Genomic DNA, 25386 nt, shown 5'->3' with positions numbered 1-25386 from the left:
GGCCCACCGCCTTTTAGCTTGCCGTAGGTGCCAGATCGCCGCCGTTGAGATCGCGCTTCACTTCAGTGACTTCGTCGCCCTTCGCGTTATGCAGATGCACCTCAAGCTGGTTAAAGGCGATATTGATATCATTTTCACGGCACAGTCGATCGATCGCGCGGTTCAGTTCATCCACCGTATGGCTACGATCGCGCAATTCACGCACGTACAGACGCAGTTCATGATCCAGAGTGCTGGCGCCAAAGGTGGTGAAGAATACGGCAGGTTCCGGATCGTGCATCACCTTCGGATTGTAACGCGATAATCAATTTTGGACTAAGTGACATGTAATTTTGGATCGCGTTTGGCCGTTAAAGAAATCCAGAATTGAGCGCTAAAAAGGCTGTAATTTATCCGTTGTAATTTCCACGACCAAATAACCTGACAGCCCAATACATGATCGTCTTTTTCCATTTCGGCACACCAAGCACCGTCATCCCGTCAAGGAAAATGCGATCTGCTTCATATTTTGTACGTAAAGCATTGTCGTAGAGATAGTCATGGATTATTGCCGCTTTAGCGTATTTGCCGTCTGGCGGCAGCAGGATCCAGAAAATACGAGGGACGGTCGCAAGGTCGGTGATGAATCCTGCGGGCACTTCTATCACGTCGCTGTTGTCGTCGCTGAGGTAAAAGGCGAACGGCTCGTGTACGCGCCAGTTATAATGCCCCAGCATTTCAAGAATGGCGGGAGTTGTGAAGCGGCTCATGTCAGAAATTCCTGATTATCAGTTCCCGCGCTGGTACTCTCTTGCCCCCGCTGACGCCGTATTGATGATCCAGTGACTGAATTTCCAGCCCGGCAAAGACCTCGCGCATTTCAGGGGTATCATTTACCGATATCACCATTTTACCCTTAATGCTTTTTGCCCGTTCGGCCAGACGGCTGTATTCCTCAAACGGAAAATCCGCGCCATATCCTTTTGTTTTCCAGTACGGCGGGTCGCAGTAGAACAGTGTGTACGGGCGGTCATAGCGTTCTATACATTGCTCCCAGCCCAGATGTTCAATACTGGTGCGAGTCAGTCTTTTACTTGCCAGTGATAAATCTTCCCTGATACGTGACGGGTTAAGACTCGGTTTGTGAGCCGTGCTTACGCCAAAGGTATAATCCGCAACCCTGCCGCCGAATCCCTGTTTTTGCAGATAATAGAACCGGGCGGCACGCTGAATATCAGTCAGTATTTCCGCTGGCGTGGATTTGTAACGGTCGTACTCCTCCCGGCTTACCAGCCCCCACTCGAACTGGCGCATGAACTCTTCAGGGTGATGTTTTACAACCCGGTACAGGTTCATAAGGTCGCCGTTGATATCGTTTATTACCTCAACCTTGCTGGGTTTCTTGAGGAAAAACAGCGCCGCCGCGCCGCAGAACGGCTCCACGTAGCAGGCATGCTTGGGGAATAGCGGCAATATATGTTTTGCAAGAAGACGCTTGCCACCAATCCACGGCACTATAGGCAATGCCTGCTCTTCAGCTTTCGAAATGGCGGGCGTTGTGAAACGGCTCATGGCTTAACCCTGATAGTAAGGTAGCGTATAGCGCCGTAAGTGTTTCCGCTGGCGTGGCTGTCTGTCAGCTTCATGCTGCCCGTTCTGCCGGAAAAACTAAGGGTGAAATAGTAAGGCGGCCAGCCGTCCCACGGTTCACTGAGCAATAAATTAGTCACATCTTCACCGTGCCAGTTGGTTGTCAGCCTGAATCGCTCTTTAAGGACTTCCCGCCTGTCGCCTGTGCCAATCGTGAACTCAAACTTATAGCGGTTTGCCAGTATCAGTTTCAGCTCTTCATCGGTCAGCGGCGTTTTCAGATACGTGTTGACCACATTAAGGATACGGCGCTCCGGAAGCTGGGTATTGGTCGTATTGCCCAGAACGGACGGGGAACCCAGCCCGGTACTGTTCTGCGGTTTCAGTTTCAGAAGGAGCGAATCAGGAATAACCACGTCAGATCCCAGCGTGATCATTCCCTTAACATGCAGGCCCTTTACCGGGGGTATCGGGTTAAAGCCGCTGTAAATAGCCATAGCAAGCCCTAAATCACATCGCTGCCGGTTACGACGACAATGCTGTCCGACAGCTCCTTCGAGCCTTTCACCCAAAGGATGGTCGGCGCAGTGACTGTAATGAAAGATTGCGGGCCGGACGTCAGATGATGCGCTGCCGCGTCACTGGCCGGGAGTGTGGCGGACTCACAAAACAGCATTCCGCCACTGGTGACCTGAATCAGTACGGGTTGCTTTTCGTTGCCGCTGGTGAGTTGTTTCCAGGGTGCATCTGGATCGAGGGTGTGTTTTACGGTTGACATGCTTACCCCTGCATCGATTAAATAACAGCAAGGGTAAACAAAAAGAAGGTCGCGGAGTGTGTGAAGGTGTTCAGCAATTAGTCTGTTGTTGCGCCTATATCCTGCATTTTTCTTATAACGCGTAACAGCTCATCTTCCGTCAGCGCCAGTTGCGCGGCAATATAAAACAGAATATGCAGGGACATATCCCGCTGGCTTGTTTTGCCGGTATATTTTCGCCACTGGCTGTTACCTGATACCCCCGCCAGTTCTGCCATTTGCGCGCCACTGTAGCCCAGCGTCTCTTTTAACGTCTGTAGTTCTTCGGCTGCCGGGGGTGAGTAGTTATTAATCAGTCGCATATTATGCCCTAAAAATAAGGCCCCGTATTATCGGGGCCTGTGGTTTAAATCATTTTCAGTAACACCGTTGTAATGGTTGCCACCGCACCTATAAGGCCGGTCGCAACAACTATCGGATACCACATTGTCTCGCGGTTAATCTTTGTTGTCTCAGCCATCAGTTTTGCGATTTCCGCGTGGATTTTTTCAAGTTCTGCGGCAGTCATTTCACGTGTACTCATTTTTCATCCCTTATGGGGTTGCGGGCTTGCGGCCTTTCCGCTGCCCTGTATGATTAATATAGAACCAATGGTGCTACCTGTCAACATTTAATGGGGTGTATTTATAAATTGTCGATCTGGATACATCATAAATTATAGCGAGCTGTTTGCGGGTATGGCCGTTCCTGATTAACCGACTTATCTGGGCTATTTGATCCGGGGACAATGCCGGACGTCGGCCACCAATACGACCCTGAGCGCGTGCAGCCGCAAGACCGGCGTTTGTACGTTCTACGATGAGTTCGCGTTCCATCTCAGCCAGGGCGCTCATTACGTGAAAGAAGAAGCGTCCCATTGGGGTGCTGGTATCGATGCTGTCGGTGAGGCTTTGAAAGTGGATTTTGCGCTCGTGCAGTTCTGAGATGAGGCCAACGAGATTTTTAACGCTGCGGCCCAATCTGTCGAGTTTCCAGACGACGAGAGTATCGCCTGTTTTAAGGACTTTTAAAGCGCGTTTTAATCCTGGTCTGTTGGCCTTTGTGCCGCTCATTTTGTCGTCAAATATCTGTTCACATTCTGCACTAATGAGAGCATTTCGCTGTAAATCGGTATTCTGGTCATTTGTTGACACGCGGATATAGCCAATTTTTGCCATTTACGGACCTCATTTCATCGGTAGTTTGATTGGGTAAACGGCATTTTTATCGCTATGGGGTGTCAGGGGAAACGTCGGTTTAACGGACACGGTAAATCGGGCTGCTCATGTTCATGCTGGTGATGGCGATTTGCAGGGTTCGCAATGGGGTAATACCTGGCTGAGTACCTGGCTTCGTAATCAATTCAACGGCTGTGCGACAACCGGCTGGGTACAGCAGAATTTCATTACACGCATGAAACGTGGCGAACCGGTTAATCCTGGCAAACAGAATGAATATGGCCCGGCAGAAGCGCCTGCTGGCTGTGTGGTGACCAGTGTACGCCATGACCCGACAACAGCGTACGGGATATATTTCACTTACCGCCCGCTGAGTGTTTTTATCAATGGTACATGGCGGGTTATTGAAGGTTAACACCTTGTAAGTGTTATATTTTTTCATGAGCAGTGACAGCATGAAAACTTTATAATACAGGCGAACACAAAAAACAATTTAACCAGGGGTAATAATCCATGATGAATATTAAAAACTTTACACCAGGCGCACCTAAAACACCTGAGCAACTGGAACTCGCTAATAAGCATCGGGTACTGTTTTTATTTTCTGAGGACGGCCAGGAATGGTACGAATCTCAAAAGCAATTTGCGCCTGACACTATCAAATTCACCTATGACAGTGACGGCGTTATTCGCAGTATTTCGCGTGACGTATCGGCGCTGTGGCCGGTTAATATGAGTATTGCCGAGGTGGCCGACACAACCGCCAACCGTCGCGCAGATATCAGCGGTCGCTGGGGTTTTGATGGTGAGAACATTATCGACCTGATGACGCCGGAAAAAGCCCGTCGCGCGAAGCGTGACGAGATTAACCACTGGCGTAACAGGCAGGAAAGCGGGAATGTTACGTTTGACTGGAGCGGGCATAAATGGGATGCCGGGAAAGATACCATCGCCCGCCTGATGCCTGTACTGACAGTTGCCAGTGCTGGCAAACTACCGGCAGGTTTTTTCTGGACGGACGCGAACGATAATAATGTGCCTGTAAGTGCAGATGACCTCATTCAGTTAAATCAGGAAATTGCGTTTGCTATGGTAATGCAGGGGCTGAAAATCCACGAACGCCAGCAGAAAATGAAGCAGGATATTGAGGTATTGACCAGGGTTAATGATATTCTGAATTACTCCGTTGGCTGGGGTGAATAAGCCGGAAAGACAAAAAATAAAGGGGTAATGAAAATTACCCCTTTATTTTATAACCAGTCTACGTTACGCCATCCATTGATATACATCTGTAGTGAACGGCGTTTGACGAAATCAATAAGCTCGTCAGAATTGGTATTTAATACACTGGTAATAACGTAAGGAGGTTCGTCGTCATAACCATATCCTCTCCATACCTGAGCGCGCTCAACAGCCCCCAGCCTGAAACCTGAAAGGAAGTTTTGCTGTACCCAACTGGTTGTAGCACGGGCGTTAAATTGACTGCTAAGCCAGGTACTCAGCCAGGTATTACCCCATTGCGAACCCTGCAAATCGCCATCACCAGCATGAACATGAGCAGCCCGATTTACCGTGTCCGTTAAACCGAGGTTTCTCACACCTGCAGCAGGGTCGGTCAGATCCGAAAGGTTGTTCCCCCTGATGAGTGCGTCCGGCATATTCGGCATTGCCTGCTGGGGCGGTCTGTAACTCTCATTGTACTGGCGCACCCAGGTAAATGCGGCATCTACTGGAACGTTGTTACGCGTGCCTGTCCAGGCATTACCCGGATTACTGTACTCAACAACCTTAATGCAGGAGCCATTGGCGGTGTCGCGTTTGGCCAGAACCTCGATGTAGCAATAATCCTCTGACGGCAGAACGGTGACGCCGGTATTGTTTTTAGCAAAACGCCGTGCGCCTGCCGGGAGATTACTCAGATCGTCGGCTGAACTAATCCACATGACGGGTTGTTCTGAAAGGCCGGTCTGGGTGTCTTCAACGGCTTTTTTGGTGGCGAGGATGCGGGCATCGTCGCCTGCGGCCACGGTACCTGCCGTTGTGCCGGTATTGAGGGTGGCGCTGTTGCCAAGCTCCAGACTCTGGCGGAAAAGGGCCTTGTTGGGGATATCCGCGCCGTTACGGTCTTTCGCCAGTCTTGCGTTGGCGTTGTCCATCGCGATTTTAACGGCCTTTAACGTGGCCGCGATGGTCTCGCTGTCGCTGGTGACCGAGCTTGATAGCTGGGTGATACCTGCCGTTGTCACGGTCGCTGCCGGAACCTGGCTTTTTATCGCCACCTGAATGGCTTCCCATAGCTGGCCGTCGTTTGTGCTGTCCGGTGTAAAGCCCGTCGCTTTCAGGATGGCGATACATTCCGCCTGAATATTACGGATATTGCCCTGGACGTTATTCAGCCACTCAGCGCTACAGATAGTACCGAGATCGCCGGTTGACGGGTCGCCATCGTGGAAGACCTGATCCGGGGTGTCAATGGGCGGCATTAAAGACTTCATTTTGCCTCCTGGTAGGTGAAATAACAGAATGTATGCGCGGGTTTAAGGTCGTTAAATACCGACTCAATGACCGCATCGGCGAACCATGACAGACGTTCACCGGCTGCCGACTGACCCGCCCTGAAACGGTAGTTTTGCAGCAGCGTCGTAAAGACGTTGACCCGCCACATAAAAATGATGTCCGGCGTGTAAATCCGGTCACCGGCGCGCCCCGTTCCTGCCCGGAACGGCTCTGGCTCTTCTATCGTGATGTGATAGCCCATATTGGCCGCAAGGCGCGTAAAATACGGAATACTCAGCCCGCCGGTCTCGGCGAGTTTTGCCAGTACGCGCGAAAGGCGCTGCTGGTAGGTGTCTGTTGCGTCTGCCGTCAGACCCAGTACCCGCTCCCAGTCCGGCAGCAGGTTTTCGGCGTAAAACGGCGTGACGCCGCCGGTAATCCCCTTAATGCCGCTGTAAAGCGCGTCAAACATCCGGCCTTCGGCGTTAAGCTCCGCGCGGATTTTGGGGGCCTGCGGCTGGTAGCTGACCGGGGGCAGCAGTGCGCCCAGAAGGTGAACGTGCTGCATTATTTCGCCCTCACGTTGATGACACCTGACAGCAGCCATTCAAGGTGCTTACCGTCCACCTGCGCGATAACGTTGGCCGACGGTGTGACAATGGTGCGATCAGTTACACCGGGCAGCAGGGAAATCAGCGTCTCAATACTGCTGCGGATAAGCGGCTGCCCTGGCGCAATACGGGTCATTGCGCCCCGGATGGTACGCTCCACATCAGGCCGTAGTTGTTCCAGCGTGACGCCTTCCGCCTTCACGATGACGTCAAAATCGACGTACCGAAGCTGCGGAGAGAGTACCAGCGCATTTCTGGCCGTCACCGGGCGCACGTCGTCAATATGGGCCTGCACGTTACGGATGATTTCATCTGACGCCAGCCCACCGGCTGAGGTGATGGCGATATCCACCGTACCCACTCCCCGGCGAACCGGATACACCCAGGCACTGGTGACGCCCGGCGTTTCCATCGCCCAGCGCCGATAATCGTACTGGTTACCGCCTGCAGGCGGGTGACGGATGATATCAAGCAGACGATCGAGCAGTTCGCCGTCGCTTTCCTCGTCGGTGCCACCTGACAGGGATTTCACGACCACGCGGCCGTTAACCCCCATCGGGGCGCTGACCAGCTCCGCCACGACCGGCGCGGCCAGATTGCCGGATGCGCCGCTCTGGATAGCGGTTACCGGGGCCTGCGCCGTGCCGGTTGTGAATTTCACATCGGCTGTCGTCATAATGGCGAGGTTTTCACCGCGTATCTGCGAGCCTGCCGGCAGCACTGAACCGGGCGAGCCGCTGATATCAGCCAGACCCTTTGCGGTGGTCGGGGGTTTCTTTTTAAGACCACGCGTGCGGGCGTGTAGTGCAAGATAGTCACTGTCAGCCGTGTCGGGGAATATCTGACGCACGACCCACGCCTGATGCTGATACAGACCCTCGGCCACGCTCGCCACCGACGAGGCGCGGACGTAAAAATCACTGTCCTTCCCGGTATCGGCGTCAGGCAACTGGTTTTTCAGGTCGCGCAGCAGGTCGGCGCGGATTTTTTCAGCATCGGGGGTTAAATACGCCATTAACTGACCCTTACAGGATGTTTAAAGGTCACGGTCTGCCCGTCAGCCTGAATGATATCCACCCACAGCAGACACCAGCCGGGACGGTCATTGTGTACCGATACGCGAATATCCGTTGCCCGACCGTCAGCCTGCAGCGGGGCAAGCGCCTGTTCCGCGTACTGGCGCGCCAGCACAAACACGCGTGACAGGTCTTTCTCGCGAACCAGCTCATGCAGGCGCGAGCCAAGAACCTTATCGGCCCACCACGACCCCAGCGGTGTGACAAGCCGCAGGTATGCCGCGTTGTGCAGACTGGTTGTGCGGGTGCCGGTATAATCACCGGTATCGGGTGAGAGCATTCTGTCCATGCGGGCAGCATGACAGGAAAGGCATCAGGTGAGCAGGTGACGGTGTTCAGCGGTTCGATACCGCTGAACGATGAGTGAGGAAAGGTTACATCGGGCCACCGGTAGGCGCGCCATTGTGGCCGTATGGGTGCTGGTGACCGTTAAGCGAGGTTTTTGCGGTGCTGACGTCACCGTCGGTATTAAAGCTGCCGCCGCGCTGGTTAAGATTACCCTCAAAACTGGAACCTTTGCCACCCTTAACGCTCATACCGCCGTTACCGGAAATCAGCCCCTGCGCCGTCAGGTTCTGGCTGGCGCTCAGTTGCGGGGTGGTGAATGCCGCGCTGGTGCTGGCCTGCGTCTTCCAGGTGTTGCAGTTGACCACAGCCTGCTCGCTCTTAACTGTAAAGCCCGTACAGTTGATATCGGCTTTATTTTTGCTGTTCACTTCAAAATCGGTACAGTTCACACGGAAGGTCTCACAGTCGGCCTCAATGAGTTTACCGCGTTTAAGCACGATTTTAGCGCCTTCGTCGGTATAAAGGGCCACCTCTCCGGGCTTCAGGCTTTTAAGGCGGTATGCGCCGTGCTCGGTGGCGATAATGATACTGTGTGAGCTGACGCCGCCGAGCGGCAACACGATACCCATCGTGCCGGGCTGCGGGTGCGATGTAAAGCCGTACTGCTGGAACAACTCAGCCCCGCGCAGGCTTTCATTACCGATACCCTGTGCCTGAATGCGCTGCACGGCGGCCTCGCTGTCAGTTGCACCCAGGCGGATACGAAACGCCTGACGAATACGCGCCAGCGCCTGGTTAATACGCTGGCTGATGATATGCATCATGGCTGTTACTCCCATACCGGCACGACGGCCGTCTCGTTTTTCGCGTGCTTTTTGCCGCGTTTTTGTGACGGGTACGCATCGGGGATCCAGATACCGTCCTCCTTAAAGCGCAGTTGCGTTATCTGACCGTCGGGCAGACCGCCGGAAAAGGTGCGTCCCATCAGGAAAAGTATCTCGTCAGTGCCGTGGGGTTCGCTTATCACTCGTACCCGCTGTCCGGGCGTCCACAGTACGCCTCCGGGGGTGCGGTGGCCGCTGACCTGGGTCACCACGTCAAGACCGCTCAGGCGGGCGTCCGCCATCGCCTTGCGGGCCTTGTATTCGAGCTGCTGGCGGTTATCAATATCGCCGGTGATGATGATTTGTGGCCGGTAATAAGGCACGGTCGGGTCGTGTTCGGTGTGGCTGCGGTTGTAATGACCGGTCTCTCCGCTGGTGTCATCCATCTGCAGGCCGTCATCGACGCTCACATCACCATCGAGCGGCGCGGTCACATCCACCGGGGCGAATTTCTCACCCCCTCCGGGCAGGGCGTGACTCTGGGCCAGTACCGTAAGATCGGAAAAGCAGCCCTGGATATTACGGATGTCAGACAGTGACATGACGTTGCTTTTGCCCGGTTCCCGACTCAGTACCAGCGTTGCCACCGGCGGCGCGGTATAGTCCGGGCCGCCGATAACCAGCGTGCCGTCAGGATCCATCCACGGCCACAGCCCGCGCCCGGATGCCAGCTTTATCAGCGCATCCCACGCCCGTTCGCCGGGTTCAAGGTGAATACTGTCATGACGGGTCATGCCCTGCGCCTGAATACGTATGCGGGTTATCCCCAGCGGGCGAACGATGGCCGCGATACCTTCATCAAGGGTCAACTGGCGGGCGCTGAATATCGGCGCGGCGCAGTCAACCAGTATCGCCGCCAGATCGCGCCCGGACAGTAGCAGGGTCAGGCCCTTACGCGACACATCCCGGCGTACGCTGTCAATACGTCCGGTCAGAATGACCTCATCGCGCACTTTAACCTTCACCGGCGCACCGCGTACCGCATCAACCGGGAAGACCTGATCCGGCAGACCGAGCTGCAGTTGCCAGGCATCCGCGCCTTTGAGGAAGTCAGAATCAATACGGTAGCGTTGCCATGTGCTGTACTGGCGGCCACCGAGCAGCAGCGTGATGTTATCGGGCGTAAGCACTGAGCGTATCCCCCCGGTGTATGTCATTAGGATCACGTATCTGCGGATTAAGACGCAGCAACTCCTGCGCACGGGTGTAATCCTGATACCAGGTATGCGCCAGCAGGTGCAGGTTACCGTCCTGCGTGGCCGTCCGGGTCGTGAGCGGCGGACGTGTCGCCATAATGGCCTCTGCCATCTTCTGGATGGTCAGCGCGGACTCTTTGAGGTCTTCCACCACAGGACGCCACAGCAGCCCTAATGGTTGTGGATCCTCGCTTAACCGCTCCGTTGCTTCCCGGTAGTTCTCGCGGGTGGCCGTGATGGCCTGCTGAATAAACCCGCGCACGTCGTTTGTCACACTTTCCAGATCCTGCTGCGACAGACCGGCGACGCGCTCATCATCCATAAACAGCATCGCGGCCATCTCTGCGGCCTGTCGGGCGACCAGCGTTTTATGCAGGGTGACCAGTTCGCGCACGTCGGTCGTGATGGCGTTCTCAGGAACCGGCACGCTGCCGCTGACCTCCGCGCGCAGTATCGCCTCCGGCAGCGACACAATCCGGTTCAGGGTGCCGGTCGTCTCCCGCCATGCCGACATGACCGGGGCCGGGCCGTTCGCCTCCGGTACAGCGGATGATACGCCGGGGGCATGGTAGCCTGTGGTCGGTGGTTGTGCGGCTCCCTGCGGGGTAAAGGTGACGGACGGGGCGGCATTGTGTTTATGGTGCAGCAGTCGCCCCAGCGGCAGCGTGCGCGGATCCAGAATGGCAAGCAGGTCATTAATATAATTCCCCGGCGCGTTGAGGTAATTTATGCCAGCCCGGATAGTGCCGCTCAGGTCGCCGCGCATCACATCGAGGGTATTGAGCATGGCTGATGCCATTGTCTGGCCCTTGCTGAACAGGGCGCGTACGCTGTTTACGGGAGCCATTGCCTGCGAAAAGAGCATCTGTGCGCGGTCTTTCAGGCCGTCAAGACGGTTAAAGAGCGCATCACCCCATTGTTCAGGGGCAGCGGGAGCCTCTGACGCCGTGCCGGTGACGGACTCCAGAAACACCAGACCAACCTCCGCATAGTCCGGGCTGTTCGCGTCGTGTTTAACCTGGTACTCAATTAACTGTACTTTCGGGACGGAACCGTACACCGGATGAATAAGCTCACCTGCGCCGGGCTTGTCCAGTTCAGCGGTAAATTGCTGCATCCGGGTATCATAATCATCACCCCAGAAAACAGCGTTTAAACGGAAGTTACGTGCCTTGCGGCCGAGGTCGTGGACGTCCTCACCATCCGTCCAGGGGTAACCATGATCCGCATGATCGCGGGCAACACTGTCCTGAGCGCTGACCACATCAAAGCGCACGCCCCGGAAGGACGCATCCTGTAAATTATCCTGCCAGCTCAAAAGTCACCTCCTGTACTGCGTAGCGCATCATAGCCGTTGTATTCGTTGACTGTTTCGGCAATCTCCCGCCCGTCGAGGTGCAGGTGGGTGTGAACCTCAAAGGGGCGGGACGCATTCGTCGCGCTGATATCGGTGGCGGACGTCGTGCCGCTGCGGGATGTGTTAACGCCGGGAACCTGATCCGGCATCACGATATCGTTACGCGCAGCAGGACGGGGAACCGCGCGGGGCGGTATAGTGTCCTTTTCTTTATTGCCGGTCAGGTCATGCCACCATCCGCGCCATTCGTCGAACACATCGCTTAACCCCGGACTTTCCACCACATTTTTAATTGCATCAGGGGTGGGGCCATATTTTTCCTCCACCCTCTGGCGCTTCTCTTTACCGCTTTCAAGCTGCACTAGAGGGAAGTCCTCAGCGCCTTTTTCATAGACGTAGCCTTCCAGCAGCATCCAGGGCGCTCTCAGCAGCCCGGATAATCCCAGCCCCCGCAAACCGGATCCTTTCGGCATTTCCGGCGAGCCGGGGGTTTTGGGCATACCAGGAATGCCCGGCATTTTATTACCAAGCAGCAGCTTTAACCCGGCGAACGTCACCGCTGCAGCCGTCATCGACTGGATGGCAAGCGAAGCGGATTCGGCCGCCTGAGACAGGCCGGGGAACTTCTGATTAAATTCGGAAACCACGCCTGCAAATTTACCGGCAGCATCGGCGACGGGCTTCATGGCGTCCATCTGCGACAGTTCGCGCAGACTCTTCGCCTGGTCAGTCTTAAAGTCACTGGTGCCGCTGATGGTCTGAAAATTCACCTCGGCCGCGCCCTGACCCTCCGGCAAATCGCGCTGGCGCTGTGTGAGGGCCAGATTGTCCGCGCGGGCCTGCCGCTGGTTACGAAGGGCCGTCATCGCGCGTACCGAGAACGGATCGCCGAGCAGCTTTGTCAGCCAGTCGTTTTCCATCGTCTGCAGGGCGTCGCGGGTGCTGGCCGCCTCGCTGTCACTGAGGTTGCCGCTGTTGAGCTTTTTGCGCAGCGCGCGGATTTTGGGGTCTTTGTCAATAATGCGATCGGAAAGACCAACCAGCGCGTCAAGCGGTGACATACCGTGCAGTTGTGCCTGCGCCAGCGTCCCGTGCAGGTCGATACCCTTACCGCCGATTTTAATGCGCTGCGCGGCCATCTCCGCCCGGTTGCCGTAGATACGCTGCAGCAGCGCGTTGACCTGTGCGCCTGCCTCGTCAACGTTGCCCGACGTGGTGAGCGAGACCTGATCCGCTGAGAGCAGTTGCGCTAACCCGTCAAGGCCGCGCAGCCCCGCACGTCCGGCCTGCTCAAGCTGGCCCGGCAGAATGCGCGCAATGTCTGCCAGCTCCACGCCGCCCGCCTGACCGGATGCCACCATCATATTGACAGCCCGTTTGAGGTCGTCCGCCGAGTCCACACCAAGATGACGACGCAGGGCGTTGGCGATATCGCCCAGCGTCTCACCGCTGACGCCGGTGCCGCTGGAGACCTGCTGCAGGAACGGTAAACGCTCTTTGATTTCATCGAATGAGAAGGTGTTAAGCAGCCTGCCGGTTGCCGCCTGCGCGGTGTCTTTCGTGCCGCCGCCCTGTACGATGGCGTCATGTATCAGGGCGTTAAGCTCCGGCAGACGGGCCAGACGGCCCTCAGCGTCCTGCTGATAAAAGGCGGTATTGGCAAGATTTGCCTGCGAATGCTCGTAAGCCATCTGGTTTCTGACGGGGGCCACGAAGGGCAGCGCGGCCGCTGTAATACCGCCCGCTATAGCCCCCAACTGACCGCCTGTCATACGCACACGCTCAAGGCGCGTCAGGTTACCCATCTCGCCATTGAGTGCGGCGACCTGGTTTTTCATCGCCGTATACGCCCGCGACTGCTCGCGTGCCGTCAGGGTGCCGCTGCGGCTTAACCTGTTGTACGCGGCGATGGTGCGATCGATTTCGCGCTGTATAGCCCGCTCTGAACGGATGGAGAGCGCCTCGCGTGCGCGGGCCGAACGGCGATACTCTTCCACCTGGCGACGGCTGGCGCTGATGTTCTCGCGACCGTCTTTGCGCAGGGTGTCGGCGTGCTGTTTTTCGGCCTGCGTGGCGTCGGTGGCCGCTTTTTTCTGCGTCTCGCCCTGGCGTTCTGCCGCGCGGGTGGCATCGGTGACCTGCTTTACGCCGTCACGCAGCACGCGGGCCATATCCCGTGAAGCGTTATCCTGAAAATCAAGCCCCATAGAAAGGCGAAAATCGCGGCTCATCGTGTGCTCCGTTTCTTGCGCAGGGATTTAAAGGTCTTTTTTGGCGGGGTGTCGGGGGCGTCGTCGGTATGACGCCCGCCCTTACGGCCGCGTCCGGGCGGCCGGTGGAAGGTTTTCAGGGCTGAAAGCCAGCCGTCAAGCTCCTGACGGCTCATGCACATTACCCGTTCTTCGCTGACGCCGTGCTGTCCGAGGGCGAGGATGGCAAGGCGCAGTCCCTGCCGCCTGCCTTCGCGTTCCTGCGCTTTTTTTTAAGCTCTGCGATGGCATCATTCAGGCGCTCGTAGTCCTCTGAGAGCAGCCCGTCGAGCAGCAGTTCAGGCGTCACGGCTTCCGCCGGGATATCACCGAGACGCGTCAGTACCGTCGCCATCAGCGCCATGCGGTAATACAGGTCACCCGCGCCGCTGTCGCTGCTGCCGTGAACCTTTTCGGCCTGATCCAGCGCGCCGTAGATATCCGCCATCACCGGCAGGCGAATATCAAAGTCGTAGTGCGTGCGTCCGTCGTACTCAATGCCGTACAACAGCGTGTTCTGGCCCGTCATTCGATCACCTTACGCAGTGCGCCCATCTTGATATCGACCCGCGCCTCACTGTCCACGGTGTATTTTTCACCCACCGAGATAGTGAAGCAGTCCTGGTACATGGTGCGCTTGCTGCCCTGAATCATCGGATCGATGGTGATACGCGCGCCCTCGATGTCTTCCCATTGAATGCTGTCCGGGACGGGGATAACCGCCGTCACGTCCAGCTCATACGTCTCAATACCACGGGTGATCCCTTTGGCACGGCGGGTGCGATTCATGGTCTTGACCAGCTTGCGCCCGGTCTCATGGGACGGCGACAGGTCGGTGATTTCCACCTCCTGACCGTCAACCTCCATCACGATAGAGCCAATATATTCTTCAATCGCCATTATTCACCTCACAGGTACAGGTCGATACGGGCTGCGATAACGTGTAGCCCCTTGACCACTTGACACGGAATGGCTGCCAGGAACGTCCCCGGCTCCTTACCCTTATCCACCATCAGCGCGTCCTTCATCGCCATCACGTTCTCGATGATTTCTTCCTCTTCGAGCTTGAGCGCCACATCGAGCAGCTCGGAACGCACGCCCTTACGGTTGCGTTCGGTTGCCTTGTCACGCGGGTAACGCAGGGCGATACGATCGCACCAGGCCTTACGGGCATAGTCCAGCGTGCGCATGGTCGTGATATCCAGCAGCGCCGGGTCATCCGTGCCGTTGTCGCTTCGGGTGTGGGTACTGATGGCGCGCACAATCTGCACTTTATCGCCGGGGCCAACCTCCAGCGGAGCAAGCCCGTTATGCAGGGCGTTCTCCTGCTCGCGGCGACCGGCACGCGACGTGAGCGGCGTCACATCCAGCCCCACGATTTCAAGGCCGTTATACGGGCGCGCCGGATCTTCTTCTGAAGCGATCACCGCCGCATAACCTGCGGCAATCTCCGCCTGCAGACAGACCGAGCCGGGGTGCCAGCCAATGGTCGTGCGCCCGTCGTTACTCTTACCGGCAAGCGTGGTGCCGGTGGCAAGAGTGCCGGGCCAGCCAGCCACGCCCACCGCGCCACGTTTTTCCATCGCGTCACCGGCGGCGGCAAGGTGCTCACGCAGGGCGCGCAGCGTGACCTCATCCGTCCAGGGAACGGCAATCACCTGATGACCGGCCGCAAAGACTGCCGTCAGGGCGTCCTTCACGGCGGCATTGTTCTCGCCGCCGGTCATGGCGCTGACGGTCACGGTGACGCCGGGGGCGGTCGTGCGCCCGGAAAGGCGAATGTCGTTACCCCATGCGCCACCGTGGCGGGCGGTCAGGGTGACGCCACTGTCGCCGGTCGCCATCTGCGCCGTCACCGGCAATGCGCCCTGACGTGATACGGCATCCAGCAACGCGCGGCTGATGGTCTGTGCGCTGTCTCCGGCCTGCACCGGTGCGTCAATGCGGGTGTTTGCCACCCAGACCGTGAGCGTGCCGCTTTGCGTGGCAGGCCCAGTCAGGGCAATATCAGCGGTCGCGGGCTTACCCGCCTGTGCGTCAGCAAGACCGATAGCCTGTAGCTGCAGGTAGCGGTTGGCTTTCAGGGCCGACACGGCCATGATGTGCGCAAGCGACCCACGACCAAACAGCACCGCCGCCTCGTCGTCAGAAAAGACGTCATGCAGCTCCAGCGCCTTCGCCTGAACGCCAGCGCCAGACATGGGGGCGATAATCAGCATCCGCTGGGGGTTACCCGGCAGCGAGCGCATCGCCATACGGGTATTAAATTCGGCATAAATGCCGGGCTTGCGGGTGCTGCCCGGAATGGTTTCAATCTCAATCATCTGCGGCCTCTTTACGTTTTGCCTTACCTTTCACCGCCACCAGGTCGCTGACGTCCACCAGGTCACCGGCAGCCAGCAGACGGCGGTAATAAATGGTGTCCGGCACGTCCACGGGCTTTTGTTCGATATACCGGCGGGGCTGGTTCTCATACGGAACCCGAAGACCCGCCGCCGCTTGTACTTTCATCCTGTTCACTCCTGAGTTGTACCCGGTCAGCCGGATGTTCACTGTCACCCAGGCCCGGCGGGGGGTAATGGATATCCACGCGCACAAGGTCGGGAACCGGTTCATCGAGTCGCCCGTTGTGCAGGGTGAAAAGATGATCGGGTCGGGCGTTGTCCCGTTCTTCTTCCGGCCAGCGGCCATTTTCCAGGGCGTGCGTTATCCAGTCGGCATCAAATTCGCAGGCCAGTACCGACAGGGCGTTACTGGCAAGCTGACGACTGAACAGGGTACGCACAACCCCCGGTCGCAGTGGACTGATGGCAAGCCCCATGTCCTGACCGGCCAGCAACCGCCGGACGGCATACGCCAGGCGATAAGTGCCGGTTTCGTCGTCACGCTCGCCCCCGGCGCGTGAGGCGCGCTCTGAGCGGGCGTTATAATCCCCGACGAGCACCACAAAGCGGCCGGTCACCTTCCACTTGTTACGCATGGTGTTCAGGGTCACACTTCGCGTCACGCCGCCGAATGTCACCCAGGCCGCAGGCAGTGAGGTCACCACGCGGCCGGGGTCGTCCCCGTCAAACTCGCCGCCGTAGCTTGCGACCTCGTTAACCATATCGCCCAGGCCCTGCGTCAGACGCGCGATGATGGCCTCCTCGGTTGCCCTTATCAAAACGCACCGCCGTTGGTGTCATCGCGGGAGAAGCGCCGGGGCGTGGACGTAAAGCGCCCCTGCGCCGTTGGCCTGTAGATACTGCCGCTGTCATCGCGACCAAGCCGGATAGTGCCGGCCGCCACCTTCTCCAGAAAGCGGATGGCATCCTCGTAACGCAGCCTGATCTCGTCGGTGAGCGGGTGTTCCGCCGTGGTTAACTGGTAGCGGGCAATGTCGCAGCAGCGCCCGACCAGAATGCGCGGCGTGTCCGTCCACGGCGTCTGATACCGCGCCACGAGATAACCGTCAATCTCGGCGCTGGCCTGAATGAGCGCGTTGGTCATCACCGCCTCGTCAATCCCGTCACGTGAGGAACGGGTCAGCCCGGCACAGTGGCGCTCACCGAATTTATCTACCATGTCGGCAACCGTGGCATACATAGCCACCCCCTTACTTTTTCTTCGCGCCCGCGCGGGTCGCAGGCTTCGGCGCAGTACCATCGCCCGCGCTGTCAGCACCTGCGTCAACAGCATCAGTATCAGCGCCGCCGTCTGCCGTCACGGTAGCCGGTGTTGCCGCCGCCAGTTGTTCACGCAGTGCATCCCGTTCGGCGGTCATGTCCTCGAGCTGCTGATGCAGCACATCACGTTCTGCAGTGACCACCGCCAGTTCGTCCCCGGCGCTGTCGAGGGCGTTTTTCAGGCGACTGATTTGCTCTGCCGCCTGCCCGGCACTCATACCGGCACTCTCGCGGGAGACGATAAGCATCGGCTCGCTTTCGAGGTCAGCCAGTTGCTCAGGCGAAAAGCGATCATCCGGGTAAGACGTGGTCGTTTCACTGAAACGCACGCCGCAGCGGGCAAAGCCCTCGCGTTTTGAGGTGATATAAATCATGCTGCCTCCTCACCGGTGGAGCCGTAAGCGAGCTGCCAGAAGCTGTAGCCGCCAGCCGCGCGGGCTTCCGCGCCGAAACGGAACTTACGACGCATAAACACGTTGTCGTTTTCTTCACTGGTTTGCTCAACCAGCACCGGCGCTTTACGCTCCTGGTAGATGAACGGCTTCACCGCGCGACTGGTATCCAGCAGGAACCAGGCGGTAGGCGAAAGCAGACGCGGCTCAACGACCACCTCAGCCGCTCCCCTGTAGAGGTTGGGCTTGCCGTCTTCCAGACGCTCGGCGGTCATCAGGGTGTTGGCGACATCCTGAAGCTCAGGCGGAACCAGCAGCACTCTGGGAGTGATACTGAGCGGGCGACCTTCATCATCGGTGTAACGCTGCATGACGGTACGGGCTGCGCCGAACGAGGCCATCGCCGCCGCCTGACTGGCACAGGACAGCGCTTTTTTACCCTTGTTGGAGGCAAAGCCGTTACCCTGCGGATGGTCGGTATCAAAGAAATACTGACCATCAAAGCAGGTGTTTTTAAAACCGTTATTCACCAGGTCAAAAACGATATCGCCCGGCAGGTCGGCCGCCGATTCACCGGCGCTTCTCGCCTTGAGGGCATACTGGCCGGTGTTGTCGTCTTCGAGATCGTTACGGTCAACCTCGATGGTCGTTTCCCAGTCGTCGTTAACGATGGTGTAACGGAAGGCGGACAGCAGCTTAACCTTTTTCTCCCCGATCCATTTGCGCATGGCCGGGAAATCGTTAAACCAGTTGTAATCCTCGGATTTGGTATTCGATGGCGTTTTCATCGCCACCTTTTCCCACTGCGCCGGGGCGCGTTCTAACGCATCCTGAAAGGTCTTTTTCAGGTTGACGAAAAACGCCTTAACATTCGCCTTGTTAATAATCATTATTCACCCTTACTCAATCAGAACCTGAACACCGTCATCCGGGGAAACGGTCAGCACGCGACCGGCGATAACCGAACCTTCCGCCGGGGCGGTGGCGGTCACGGTGTACGCGTTTTTCAGCCAACAGGCGTTACCGACCAGCACCTGGGTTACCGGGTTCGCAGTGTCGTTGTCGAAATAAAACGCCTCACGGCGGCGCACCATCACGCTGACGTCTCCATCCTTACCGGCACTGTTGTCATACGCCTCATCGCTGAGACCGATAACATGCCAGCCAGCTTTAATCTGTCCCTCGTGCGCCAGTCCCTTGTCATCGAGCACCACCATCAGTCCACCCCCGATAACCGCACCGGCAGCCATCGGAACGGCGAATAATTTGCCATCGTTACGGGCCGTGTTTCTGTCCATCATTCCCCCATCAGGCGGGCAATCTCCGCCGGGTCGTTACCAAACTGTTGTGAAAGCGCAACCAGCGTCGGATCAAGATCAACGGTGCCTTTACCCTCGTTTCGCGGGTCAGCGCTGCGCGGTGTTGTGACCGGCGCGCCTGATACTCCCGTTACCTGCGTCTGCATCTGGTTGAGCGCGGCCACCGGCCGGGCGGTGTCCAGATACGTTTTCAGGGCGTCTGGGTTTGTCTTACCCAGATCGCGCGCCCACGACTCCATCTCACCCGGCAGCAGACGACGATCGGAGAGTGCTGCCGTAATGAGCTGATCTGTCTCCTGGGTACGGGTATCCGTCACCGCGCCCGCATACGCCGTCTGCAGTTGCGAAAGCGCGGCGAGCGGCACGAACTTCGCCGGGTCGTAGACTTTCTGCGACAGGTCGGCAATCTTCGCCTCCTGCTCTGCAATACGGGCGTCCTTGTCGGCAGCGGTGTTAATCAGCGCCAGCAAATCGACGTTCGTTGCAGCAAGCTCCTTGCCGCCGGAAATGGCGGTAATGATCTTCTCAAGCTCGGTTTTGATATCCGCCGCCGTTGAGGTTTCGGGCAGGTTCAGGATCCAACGCAACTGCGAGAGCAGGTACGCAATCTGTTCTTCATCCATAATGGATTCCTCCGGGAGGGTTGATGATGTAGCCACCAGACGGGACGCGGCGGCAATGACCCCCTCGTCGAGTTCTTCCAGGGCCGGTAAGTTGGTCAGCGCCACGTTAACCAGTTGGCCGACCTCCCCGGTGACGGGGTTGTAATTAAACATGGGGGAGAGATAACGGTACTCGCGGGCCGTTATCATCTGCGAGGCCGTCGCCGTCCAGTCAACGTCCACGGCATACAGGCCGTCTCCCTCGACCCACTCCAGCGATTTAAACCAGGCGGACGCCGGGGCGGGCTTACCGTTGGTAACCGCCCGCAGGGTCTGGTGTTCGTAATCAAAGCTGTAGTCGGTTTTTTTGCTGGCGGCCGCTGCAATCAGACGCTGTGCGCAGGTGGCATTCATCACCCATGTGCGGCACTCTTTCGGGCGACCGTCATTGCTGCGAAACTCCCCGGCCGGGAAAATACGTACCCGTGTTGCCGGGGTGGCGTCGGCAGTAAGAGAGATGGATAAGGCGGCGATACATGTTTTCATGCCGCCACGGTAACAGGGGGAAAAGAACGGGAGCAGATGACGGAGTTCAGCGGCAAAAATACGCGGGAAAGAAAAACGCGGAGGAGACCGTCACTATAAGACCGTCAGGAAGGTATTTAAACACCATTTAAATTTTTATGAACGGGGTGCGGGAGTACGATGGTAGCGGGTAAGACCGAAAACGCCTCAGAACGCGTTACAGGCGTTTTTAGAAAAATCAGTCATCGACGAGGTTACGCAGGTAGTTTTCCAGGGTGTCGCCCATCTGGCGGATATCACTGTCATCCAGCGCCAGGAAGGGACGCGCGGGCATGGTGATACTGTACTCCGGCAGCGTGTGCCACTGGCTGAAATTACTCTGCGACTTTTTAACAAAGCGGTTGCCGATGCGACCGTCCTTATGTTTTTTGTAATACGCCTGCTGGCTGCGCGCCGGGATGGTGACGGTGCCGCCGTACTGGTGGATAGCCGCGTATTTTACATTGGTGCCGACGGTGGCCTGGTCGTTGTCTGAGGCTTCGTGAATGCTGGCCGCCAGTCGTCCCTTACGCTGGAGTATTTTTTCCTGCCCGCGTTTCGCTGCCTGCCGTGCGTAAGGTTTACTCCATTCCTGCCACGCCGGGCGACCCTGCTGCGCAAAGTTCTCTTCCACCGCGTCATGCATATCGGCCGCGAGACTTTGCATCAGATCCCGGCGGTCTTCAAGACCGTTTAACAGGCGTTTAAACACCGTTTCAAAGGCGGTTGTGTCAATGGTTATCCGGTACATTTGCCCCCTCCGGCAGCAGCTCGCTGAGATTATTCCCCTGTTTCAGGGCGGTTAACTGACGATCATGCACCCCGGCCACCTGCCAGACGTTATCCGCCTGGCGTGCATACCAGGTCATATCATCAACGGTCACGACGTGGGCGGGATTCTCTATGGTCTGCTGCGCAGCCACAAAGCCCGACGCCTCAGTGGATAACTCCGGCATCGCCGTCTGTGCCACACTGACTGTGCGCAGGCTGTCAGGCTCGCCCGCAAGCATCGCCACCGGGTACGTCTGCTGCGGGCTGGCCTCCCCGGCAAGGGCTTTAGCGAGACCGCGCGCAAAGTCCGGCCCGGTCAGACTGCCGGTAATGTACTGGCGCGCCGCCTGCGTGGCGTATTTATCCAGCGTCGGGGTGAAGGCCACTTTGCCCGGATTAAACCCGAACCCCGGATCGGCGGTGTAGGTCTCACCGCCAATCTTCATTGCCTTGACGGTGCGGGTTTTGCCCGGAATGCCGTATTCCTGCTCAATGTCGTACAGCTCCGGCTCGTGTACCGCAAAGCCCCGCGCTTCCACCTGCGCTCTGGTGAAAGCCCGGATGCGACAGCGGCAGCCGTACCCGTCAGGGGGATAGAAATAATCCCACACCGGCGAGTCAGCAGCAGCGGTAAAGCCGTTGAGCAGCGCGTGCCGGGGGCGGGTATGTAAGTCCATAACCGCCACCCGCTGCCAGTAGGGGCGCTCCGTTTTGTTGGCGACCTGCTGTTTCCAGCGCCCGGCGGCATAGGATGACTGAATGTTGGTGCTGAATATCGTCCCGATGCGCCGGGGCGTGAGGCGCTTACCCCACAGTTCGCCGGTCTCCGGGTCGGCAACCAGCCCCTTACCAATCCAGCCCTTTTGCTCAAGCAGGGGCAGGAGCTTACGTTCAATGTCGCGCTCCGTATCGCCATCGTTCAGCGCCGGTGCAAGACCGTTCTGAATGTCGGCGAGGATATCGAGCTTCAGCACGCCCGAAACGGTGAAGGCTTTCGCGTTGGCTTCAGCCTGGACGTCATACCAGTTAAAGCCGATGGCGTAGCCTTTTGATGTGAAGTAGTCGATGGCATCGGCGGGAGCCAGCTTCATCGCATACGCCAGATCAACTTTATCGGTCATGATTGAGGCGTCCCCAGATCTCACCGACAAAAATCGCCTGACTTAACAGGGCGCGCAACTGGCCGTCATCGAGCTGCGGGTAGCTGGCGGCGGCAATATTCATCGCCTCATCGGCGGTCTTGCCCTGCGACAGCGCCGCAATCACCGGCGCGACCAGATTCTGCATGGCCTCGCCAATCTGATCCGAGACAGGTTTCATGCCGTCAATAGCCTGCTGCGCCGGGTCATCCTCCGGGATATCAACGGTCTGACTCAGCGCCGCTATCCCCACGCCCGGACTGACGGGCAGCGCCCGGCTCAGTCCGGCGAACGGGTTTGTCATCTGGCGGGGAACCAGCACCGGCTCATCGCCCTGCGGAACGGGGATGCCACCTTTTTTATGCACCCAGGATACCGGTATGGTATTCATCCCGACGCCGTTAACCAGCACCGACACGGCGTTAGCGAACCGGTCAAGATCGACCTGATCGCGGGTATCAAACACCAGACGCGGCTGACGGTGCAGCGGAATATCCCCGTAGCCGTTGACCGCGAGCATCATCTGAATGAGGTTACGGAACATGCCCTCCATCTGGCGGGCGTCGCTGCACATCAGGTCATGGCGTACCTCGTTATGCACTTCGCCGAGCGCGTTCGTCGAGGTCTTGCCGTCGGCCTGAGTCGTCAGCGTACTGCCGAGGATGGCCTTTGACATCGTCCGCTCACACCAGTCGATCATCATCATAAAGGTGTCGCCGGTGCCGCTGGCCGCCGCCTCAAATTTGACCTCGCTGCCCTGTTCCATGACAGCCACCGAGTCATGACCGAGACGCACCAGACTCATCAGCAGCCGATCGCGGTCTTCATCACTGGTGCCAGCTATGTAGTAGGCGATACGGGCGGGCATTCCGTAGATTTCCAGGAACTCGGCAAAGTCACGCACCGCGTAGTTCTTGAAGAGATACGGCCAGACCAGTACGCGGAACAGCCCGGACGTGGCGATAAAGCCGCTGCGGGCGTTATGGCGGTGTATCAGCCAGTTACCGGGCCACAGTTCGGCCCCGTTCATCGTCACGCCGTCAATGAGACGTAGCTGGTCGCCGCGCTCCGGGAGCGTACAGAACCAGTGATGCGGGCGCAGGTACAGGCGGTTAGCCAGCCAGGTGCTGCCGTCCTGACACCATTCAATCTCCTGCGCGCTGAAGCCATGACCGACAGCTTCCATGCCGTTAAGGATGATGTTTTCCATATCAATAATGGCACTGAACCAGTCCTTAACGGCAGCGGTGGCGGACTTCTCTCGCGCGCTGGCGTTCTCCGGCGGCTCCACTGACCGGTCAAGGGTGAGCAGAATGTTTTTGCGCTTTTCCATCTCGGCAAAGAGGTGAGCGTCCTTTTCCTGCATATCGGCAAAGAGGCACGCCTGCGCGGAAAGGTCGCCCTGTTCGGCGGCGGCCAGAATGCGCGGCAGCTTGCGGATGGTCAGCCCCAGCGAGGGGTGATCAACGTAGCGCTGAAAGCTCGCCACATCGACGCTCTGGTTCTTTTTAAGCGAGCTGGTTTTAATCGGGTTGCCGTACTGATCAACAATCTGGGACATAGCTACCTCTTACCATGCTCCGCGCCCGAAGCGGCTGTCGCTTTCGTGACGCGATGCGGTGTGAATTTTGGTTCGTCGGGTACGTGAGACGGCCAGCGCCCACAGCATCTGCAGGGCGTCAGGGCCGTCGTCGTGGTCGGCTTTGGGGAAGTGGCGCAACTGATCGAGCAGCGTGCTCTGGCTGTTGTTAAGTCGTATCAGGCCGTTAGCACAATGCGGCTGCAGGGACTCGATACGCAGGATCTTATCAGTGGACGGAATGACCGGCACGGCCGGAACGGGAACGCCCAGCTTTGCCGACTCCGTAACCAGCACCTGGCGCAGGAACTCCTGGAACTGCACCGACTCAAACGCCCAGGCAATACAGCCATAGAGCTTCTGATATTTAATAATGTCAGCGATGATTTTATCCGGCACGCGGCGGCGGATATCGGCAACCACCACATCCAGAATGCCGGTATAGGGATTAAAACCGCCAACCAGAATAGCTGAGGGGTCGCGCCGGTTGTTACCGAACTTGCCGAGGCTGGGGTCGCAGGATCCGAAAAAGATCCACTCGCGGACTTCTTCAACCCAGAATTTCAGCACCCCCTCAGCGGCGAAGATGGCATCCTCGCCGCTGACCGGGTCGTTCTGGTACTCGGAGTCAAAGGTGCTGTGACCGTCACGCACGCGGATTTTCATCAGTGTCAGCAGTGGACGGGCGGCCCATGACACGACGGCCCCCTGCAGCATGGCCGCCTCATTGGCCGCGTAGAACAGCGCCGCCGTCTCCGGCTCCTCATTGCGGATATACTCTTCCCACGTTTCCCACAGCTTCATGTTGTCAGGCCAGCGAATAATGGCCTTAAAGCGGGCGGTACGCCACATGGGGTTATTCAGGGTACGGGAGAGCACCGAGTCGTAGTGCAGGATAGTCCCGATGTAAACGACGTCGGTTTTACCGCCTGCCTCACCCAGCGGCAGCACTGTCTTTTTAAGCCAGTTATCGAGCTTGTCGCGCTGCTCCGGGCTTTGTACGTTCTCGTCGTTCTCGATGTCGTCAAGGATAACGAGGTCAGGACGGTACGGGCCATGACGCAGGCCGCGCAGCTTCTTACCGCTGCCTGCCACCGTCACCTTGATATTATTGGCGGTGACAATCGTCCCCATCTGCCAGACGCGTCCCTGTACGCACACATCAGGGAAGTCATGACGCAGGCGCGGGTTGTAGAGCAGCTCGGCCTTGATGGCCTCAAGCATGGGATAGGCCTGGTCGATGGAGTCCATAACGATGACCGGGTAGTGCTTAATGCCCCGGATGATGCACCACAACACAAAGAGCTGACTGACGAGCGTTGACTTGGCCTCACCGCGAGGGGCGGCGATGGCGTCGTTCTCACCCTCCGGGCTTGCCACTATCTGCGGCAGCCGCTCAAAAAGGTAATCATGCAACTGGCTTCGCGAGGCGTGGCGAATGTAGTGCGGAAAGTAGGTGGAAACAAAGAAGTCGTAGCCGCTCGCCGGGTCTTCGGTGCAGCGTTTACGCGCCGCGCAGGCAGCCGGATCAACATCAAAATCAAGGCATTCGGTCTCAATGGTCTGGCGCAGACTGGCGATATACTCCGCCAGTTGCTGCCTGAATGCCTTTCTGTCGAGCTTTCTAGCCACACCAAACCTCTCCTGAATAGTGC

Annotated in this window: 31 protein-coding genes and 1 pseudogene; 2 read left to right on the top strand and 30 right to left on the bottom strand. The window is 57.8% G+C overall.

Features of this window, described 5'->3' with window-relative positions:
- Positions 1–13: 13 nt before the first annotated feature.
- The 8 genes and pseudogenes from HV477_RS17290 to HV477_RS17255 all read right to left on the bottom strand — a co-directional run.
- Positions 14–292 (bottom strand): annotated as a pseudogene (locus tag HV477_RS17290) (hypothetical protein); the annotation flags it as partial.
- 97 nt (positions 293–389) lie between these two features.
- Positions 390–749, bottom strand: coding sequence for a DUF1353 domain-containing protein (locus HV477_RS17285; protein ID WP_175065239.1), 360 nt, complete (start codon positions 747–749; stop codon positions 390–392).
- A 1-nt stretch (position 750) separates the two neighbouring features.
- A complete protein-coding gene (locus HV477_RS17280) occupies positions 751–1551 on the bottom strand; it encodes a DNA adenine methylase (protein ID WP_175065238.1) in 801 nt (266 codons plus the stop codon).
- The gene (locus tag HV477_RS17275; RefSeq protein ID WP_175065237.1) at positions 1548–2066 is read right to left on the bottom strand and encodes a hypothetical protein; all 519 of its coding nucleotides are present in this window, start codon (positions 2064–2066) and stop codon (positions 1548–1550) included. The genes HV477_RS17280 and HV477_RS17275 overlap by 4 nt, the downstream gene beginning before the upstream one ends.
- Before the next feature lie 8 nt (positions 2067–2074).
- A complete protein-coding gene (locus HV477_RS17270; RefSeq protein ID WP_175065236.1) occupies positions 2075–2347 on the bottom strand; it encodes a hypothetical protein in 273 nt (90 codons plus the stop codon).
- A gap of 77 nt (positions 2348–2424) precedes the next feature.
- The gene (locus HV477_RS17265) at positions 2425–2688 is read right to left on the bottom strand and encodes a helix-turn-helix transcriptional regulator (protein WP_175065235.1); all 264 of its coding nucleotides are present in this window, start codon (positions 2686–2688) and stop codon (positions 2425–2427) included.
- A 44-nt stretch (positions 2689–2732) separates the two neighbouring features.
- Entirely contained in the window at positions 2733–2909 is a 177-nt protein-coding gene (locus HV477_RS17260) for a hypothetical protein (protein ID WP_175065183.1), read from the bottom strand.
- A gap of 73 nt (positions 2910–2982) precedes the next feature.
- Entirely contained in the window at positions 2983–3543 is a 561-nt protein-coding gene (locus tag HV477_RS17255) for a recombinase family protein (RefSeq protein ID WP_175065234.1), read from the bottom strand.
- A 130-nt stretch (positions 3544–3673) separates the two neighbouring features.
- Between HV477_RS17255 and HV477_RS28480 the strand changes: the two genes are divergently transcribed.
- Positions 3674–3958: a hypothetical protein gene (locus HV477_RS28480; RefSeq protein WP_375372876.1), complete on the top strand. Its 285-nt coding sequence runs from the start codon at positions 3674–3676 to the stop codon at positions 3956–3958.
- A 101-nt stretch (positions 3959–4059) separates the two neighbouring features.
- Positions 4060–4746, top strand: coding sequence for a DUF4376 domain-containing protein (locus HV477_RS17245; RefSeq protein WP_175065242.1), 687 nt, complete (start codon positions 4060–4062; stop codon positions 4744–4746).
- A 47-nt stretch (positions 4747–4793) separates the two neighbouring features.
- Here the strand turns inward: HV477_RS17245 and HV477_RS17240 are convergent, their stop codons facing one another.
- The 22 genes from HV477_RS17240 to terL all read right to left on the bottom strand — a co-directional run bounded on the left by HV477_RS17240 (position 4794) and on the right by terL (position 25363).
- Entirely contained in the window at positions 4794–6038 is a 1245-nt protein-coding gene (locus tag HV477_RS17240; protein ID WP_175065233.1) for a tail fiber protein, read from the bottom strand.
- Positions 6035–6607, bottom strand: coding sequence for a YmfQ family protein (locus tag HV477_RS17235; protein ID WP_175065232.1), 573 nt, complete (start codon positions 6605–6607; stop codon positions 6035–6037). Before HV477_RS17235 ends, HV477_RS17240 begins: the two co-directional genes overlap by 4 nt.
- Positions 6607–7665 carry a baseplate J/gp47 family protein gene (locus HV477_RS17230; RefSeq protein WP_175065231.1) on the bottom strand — a complete coding sequence of 353 codons (1059 nt, stop codon included), beginning with the start codon at positions 7663–7665 and terminating at the stop codon, positions 6607–6609. The genes HV477_RS17235 and HV477_RS17230 overlap by 1 nt, the downstream gene beginning before the upstream one ends.
- Positions 7665–8015, bottom strand: coding sequence for a phage GP46 family protein (locus HV477_RS17225; RefSeq protein WP_175065230.1), 351 nt, complete (start codon positions 8013–8015; stop codon positions 7665–7667). Before HV477_RS17225 ends, HV477_RS17230 begins: the two co-directional genes overlap by 1 nt.
- Before the next feature lie 85 nt (positions 8016–8100).
- Positions 8101–8838 carry a phage baseplate assembly protein V gene (locus HV477_RS17220; protein ID WP_175065229.1) on the bottom strand — a complete coding sequence of 246 codons (738 nt, stop codon included), beginning with the start codon at positions 8836–8838 and terminating at the stop codon, positions 8101–8103.
- Between the two features lie 5 nt (positions 8839–8843).
- Positions 8844–10028, bottom strand: coding sequence for a phage baseplate assembly protein (locus tag HV477_RS17215; RefSeq protein ID WP_309224833.1), 1185 nt, complete (start codon positions 10026–10028; stop codon positions 8844–8846).
- Positions 10012–11412 (bottom strand): DNA circularization protein, encoded by a 1401-nt coding sequence (locus HV477_RS17210; RefSeq protein WP_175065227.1) that lies wholly within the window; start codon positions 11410–11412, stop codon positions 10012–10014. The genes HV477_RS17215 and HV477_RS17210 overlap by 17 nt, the downstream gene beginning before the upstream one ends.
- Positions 11409–13682, bottom strand: a complete 2274-nt coding sequence (locus HV477_RS17205; protein ID WP_175065226.1) for a phage tail tape measure protein — start codon at positions 13680–13682, stop codon at positions 11409–11411. The genes HV477_RS17210 and HV477_RS17205 overlap by 4 nt, the downstream gene beginning before the upstream one ends.
- Before the next feature lie 160 nt (positions 13683–13842).
- On the bottom strand, positions 13843–14229 hold the full coding sequence (locus tag HV477_RS17200) for a phage tail assembly protein (protein ID WP_175065225.1): 387 nt from the start codon (positions 14227–14229) through the stop codon (positions 13843–13845).
- Positions 14226–14600, bottom strand: a complete 375-nt coding sequence (locus HV477_RS17195) for a phage tail protein (RefSeq protein WP_175065224.1) — start codon at positions 14598–14600, stop codon at positions 14226–14228. Before HV477_RS17195 ends, HV477_RS17200 begins: the two co-directional genes overlap by 4 nt.
- An 8-nt stretch (positions 14601–14608) precedes the next feature.
- A complete protein-coding gene (locus HV477_RS17190) occupies positions 14609–16024 on the bottom strand; it encodes a phage tail sheath subtilisin-like domain-containing protein (protein WP_175065223.1) in 1416 nt (471 codons plus the stop codon).
- Positions 16017–16211, bottom strand: a complete 195-nt coding sequence (locus HV477_RS17185) for a DUF2635 domain-containing protein (RefSeq protein WP_175065222.1) — start codon at positions 16209–16211, stop codon at positions 16017–16019. The genes HV477_RS17190 and HV477_RS17185 overlap by 8 nt, the downstream gene beginning before the upstream one ends.
- Positions 16171–16863 carry a DUF1834 family protein gene (locus HV477_RS17180; protein ID WP_175065221.1) on the bottom strand — a complete coding sequence of 231 codons (693 nt, stop codon included), beginning with the start codon at positions 16861–16863 and terminating at the stop codon, positions 16171–16173. The genes HV477_RS17185 and HV477_RS17180 overlap by 41 nt, the downstream gene beginning before the upstream one ends.
- On the bottom strand, positions 16860–17285 hold the full coding sequence (locus tag HV477_RS17175) for a gp436 family protein (RefSeq protein WP_175065220.1): 426 nt from the start codon (positions 17283–17285) through the stop codon (positions 16860–16862). The genes HV477_RS17180 and HV477_RS17175 overlap by 4 nt, the downstream gene beginning before the upstream one ends.
- Positions 17286–17295: 10 nt before the next feature.
- Positions 17296–17739, bottom strand: a complete 444-nt coding sequence (locus tag HV477_RS17170) for an HI1506-related protein (protein WP_175065219.1) — start codon at positions 17737–17739, stop codon at positions 17296–17298.
- The gene (locus tag HV477_RS17165) at positions 17736–18647 is read right to left on the bottom strand and encodes a Mu-like prophage major head subunit gpT family protein (RefSeq protein ID WP_175065218.1); all 912 of its coding nucleotides are present in this window, start codon (positions 18645–18647) and stop codon (positions 17736–17738) included. Before HV477_RS17165 ends, HV477_RS17170 begins: the two co-directional genes overlap by 4 nt.
- A 9-nt stretch (positions 18648–18656) precedes the next feature.
- Positions 18657–19058 (bottom strand): hypothetical protein, encoded by a 402-nt coding sequence (locus HV477_RS17160; RefSeq protein WP_175065217.1) that lies wholly within the window; start codon positions 19056–19058, stop codon positions 18657–18659.
- Positions 19055–20224, bottom strand: coding sequence for a phage protease (locus HV477_RS17155; RefSeq protein ID WP_175065216.1), 1170 nt, complete (start codon positions 20222–20224; stop codon positions 19055–19057). Before HV477_RS17155 ends, HV477_RS17160 begins: the two co-directional genes overlap by 4 nt.
- A gap of 217 nt (positions 20225–20441) precedes the next feature.
- Positions 20442–20993: a phage virion morphogenesis protein gene (locus HV477_RS17150; RefSeq protein ID WP_175065215.1), complete on the bottom strand. Its 552-nt coding sequence runs from the start codon at positions 20991–20993 to the stop codon at positions 20442–20444.
- Entirely contained in the window at positions 20974–22134 is a 1161-nt protein-coding gene (locus tag HV477_RS17145; protein ID WP_175065214.1) for a phage minor head protein, read from the bottom strand. Before HV477_RS17145 ends, HV477_RS17150 begins: the two co-directional genes overlap by 20 nt.
- On the bottom strand, positions 22124–23713 hold the full coding sequence (locus HV477_RS17140; protein ID WP_175065213.1) for a DUF935 domain-containing protein: 1590 nt from the start codon (positions 23711–23713) through the stop codon (positions 22124–22126). Before HV477_RS17140 ends, HV477_RS17145 begins: the two co-directional genes overlap by 11 nt.
- 9 nt (positions 23714–23722) lie before the next feature.
- Entirely contained in the window at positions 23723–25363 is a 1641-nt protein-coding gene (gene terL, locus HV477_RS17135) for a phage terminase large subunit (protein WP_175065212.1), read from the bottom strand.
- Positions 25364–25386: the final 23 nt, after the last annotated feature.

It is taken from the genome of Salmonella sp. SG203 (assembly GCF_013350575.1).
Taxonomy (GTDB): domain Bacteria; phylum Pseudomonadota; class Gammaproteobacteria; order Enterobacterales; family Enterobacteriaceae; genus Salmonella; species Salmonella enterica.
This window is presented reverse-complemented; position numbering and strand designations above follow the sequence as displayed.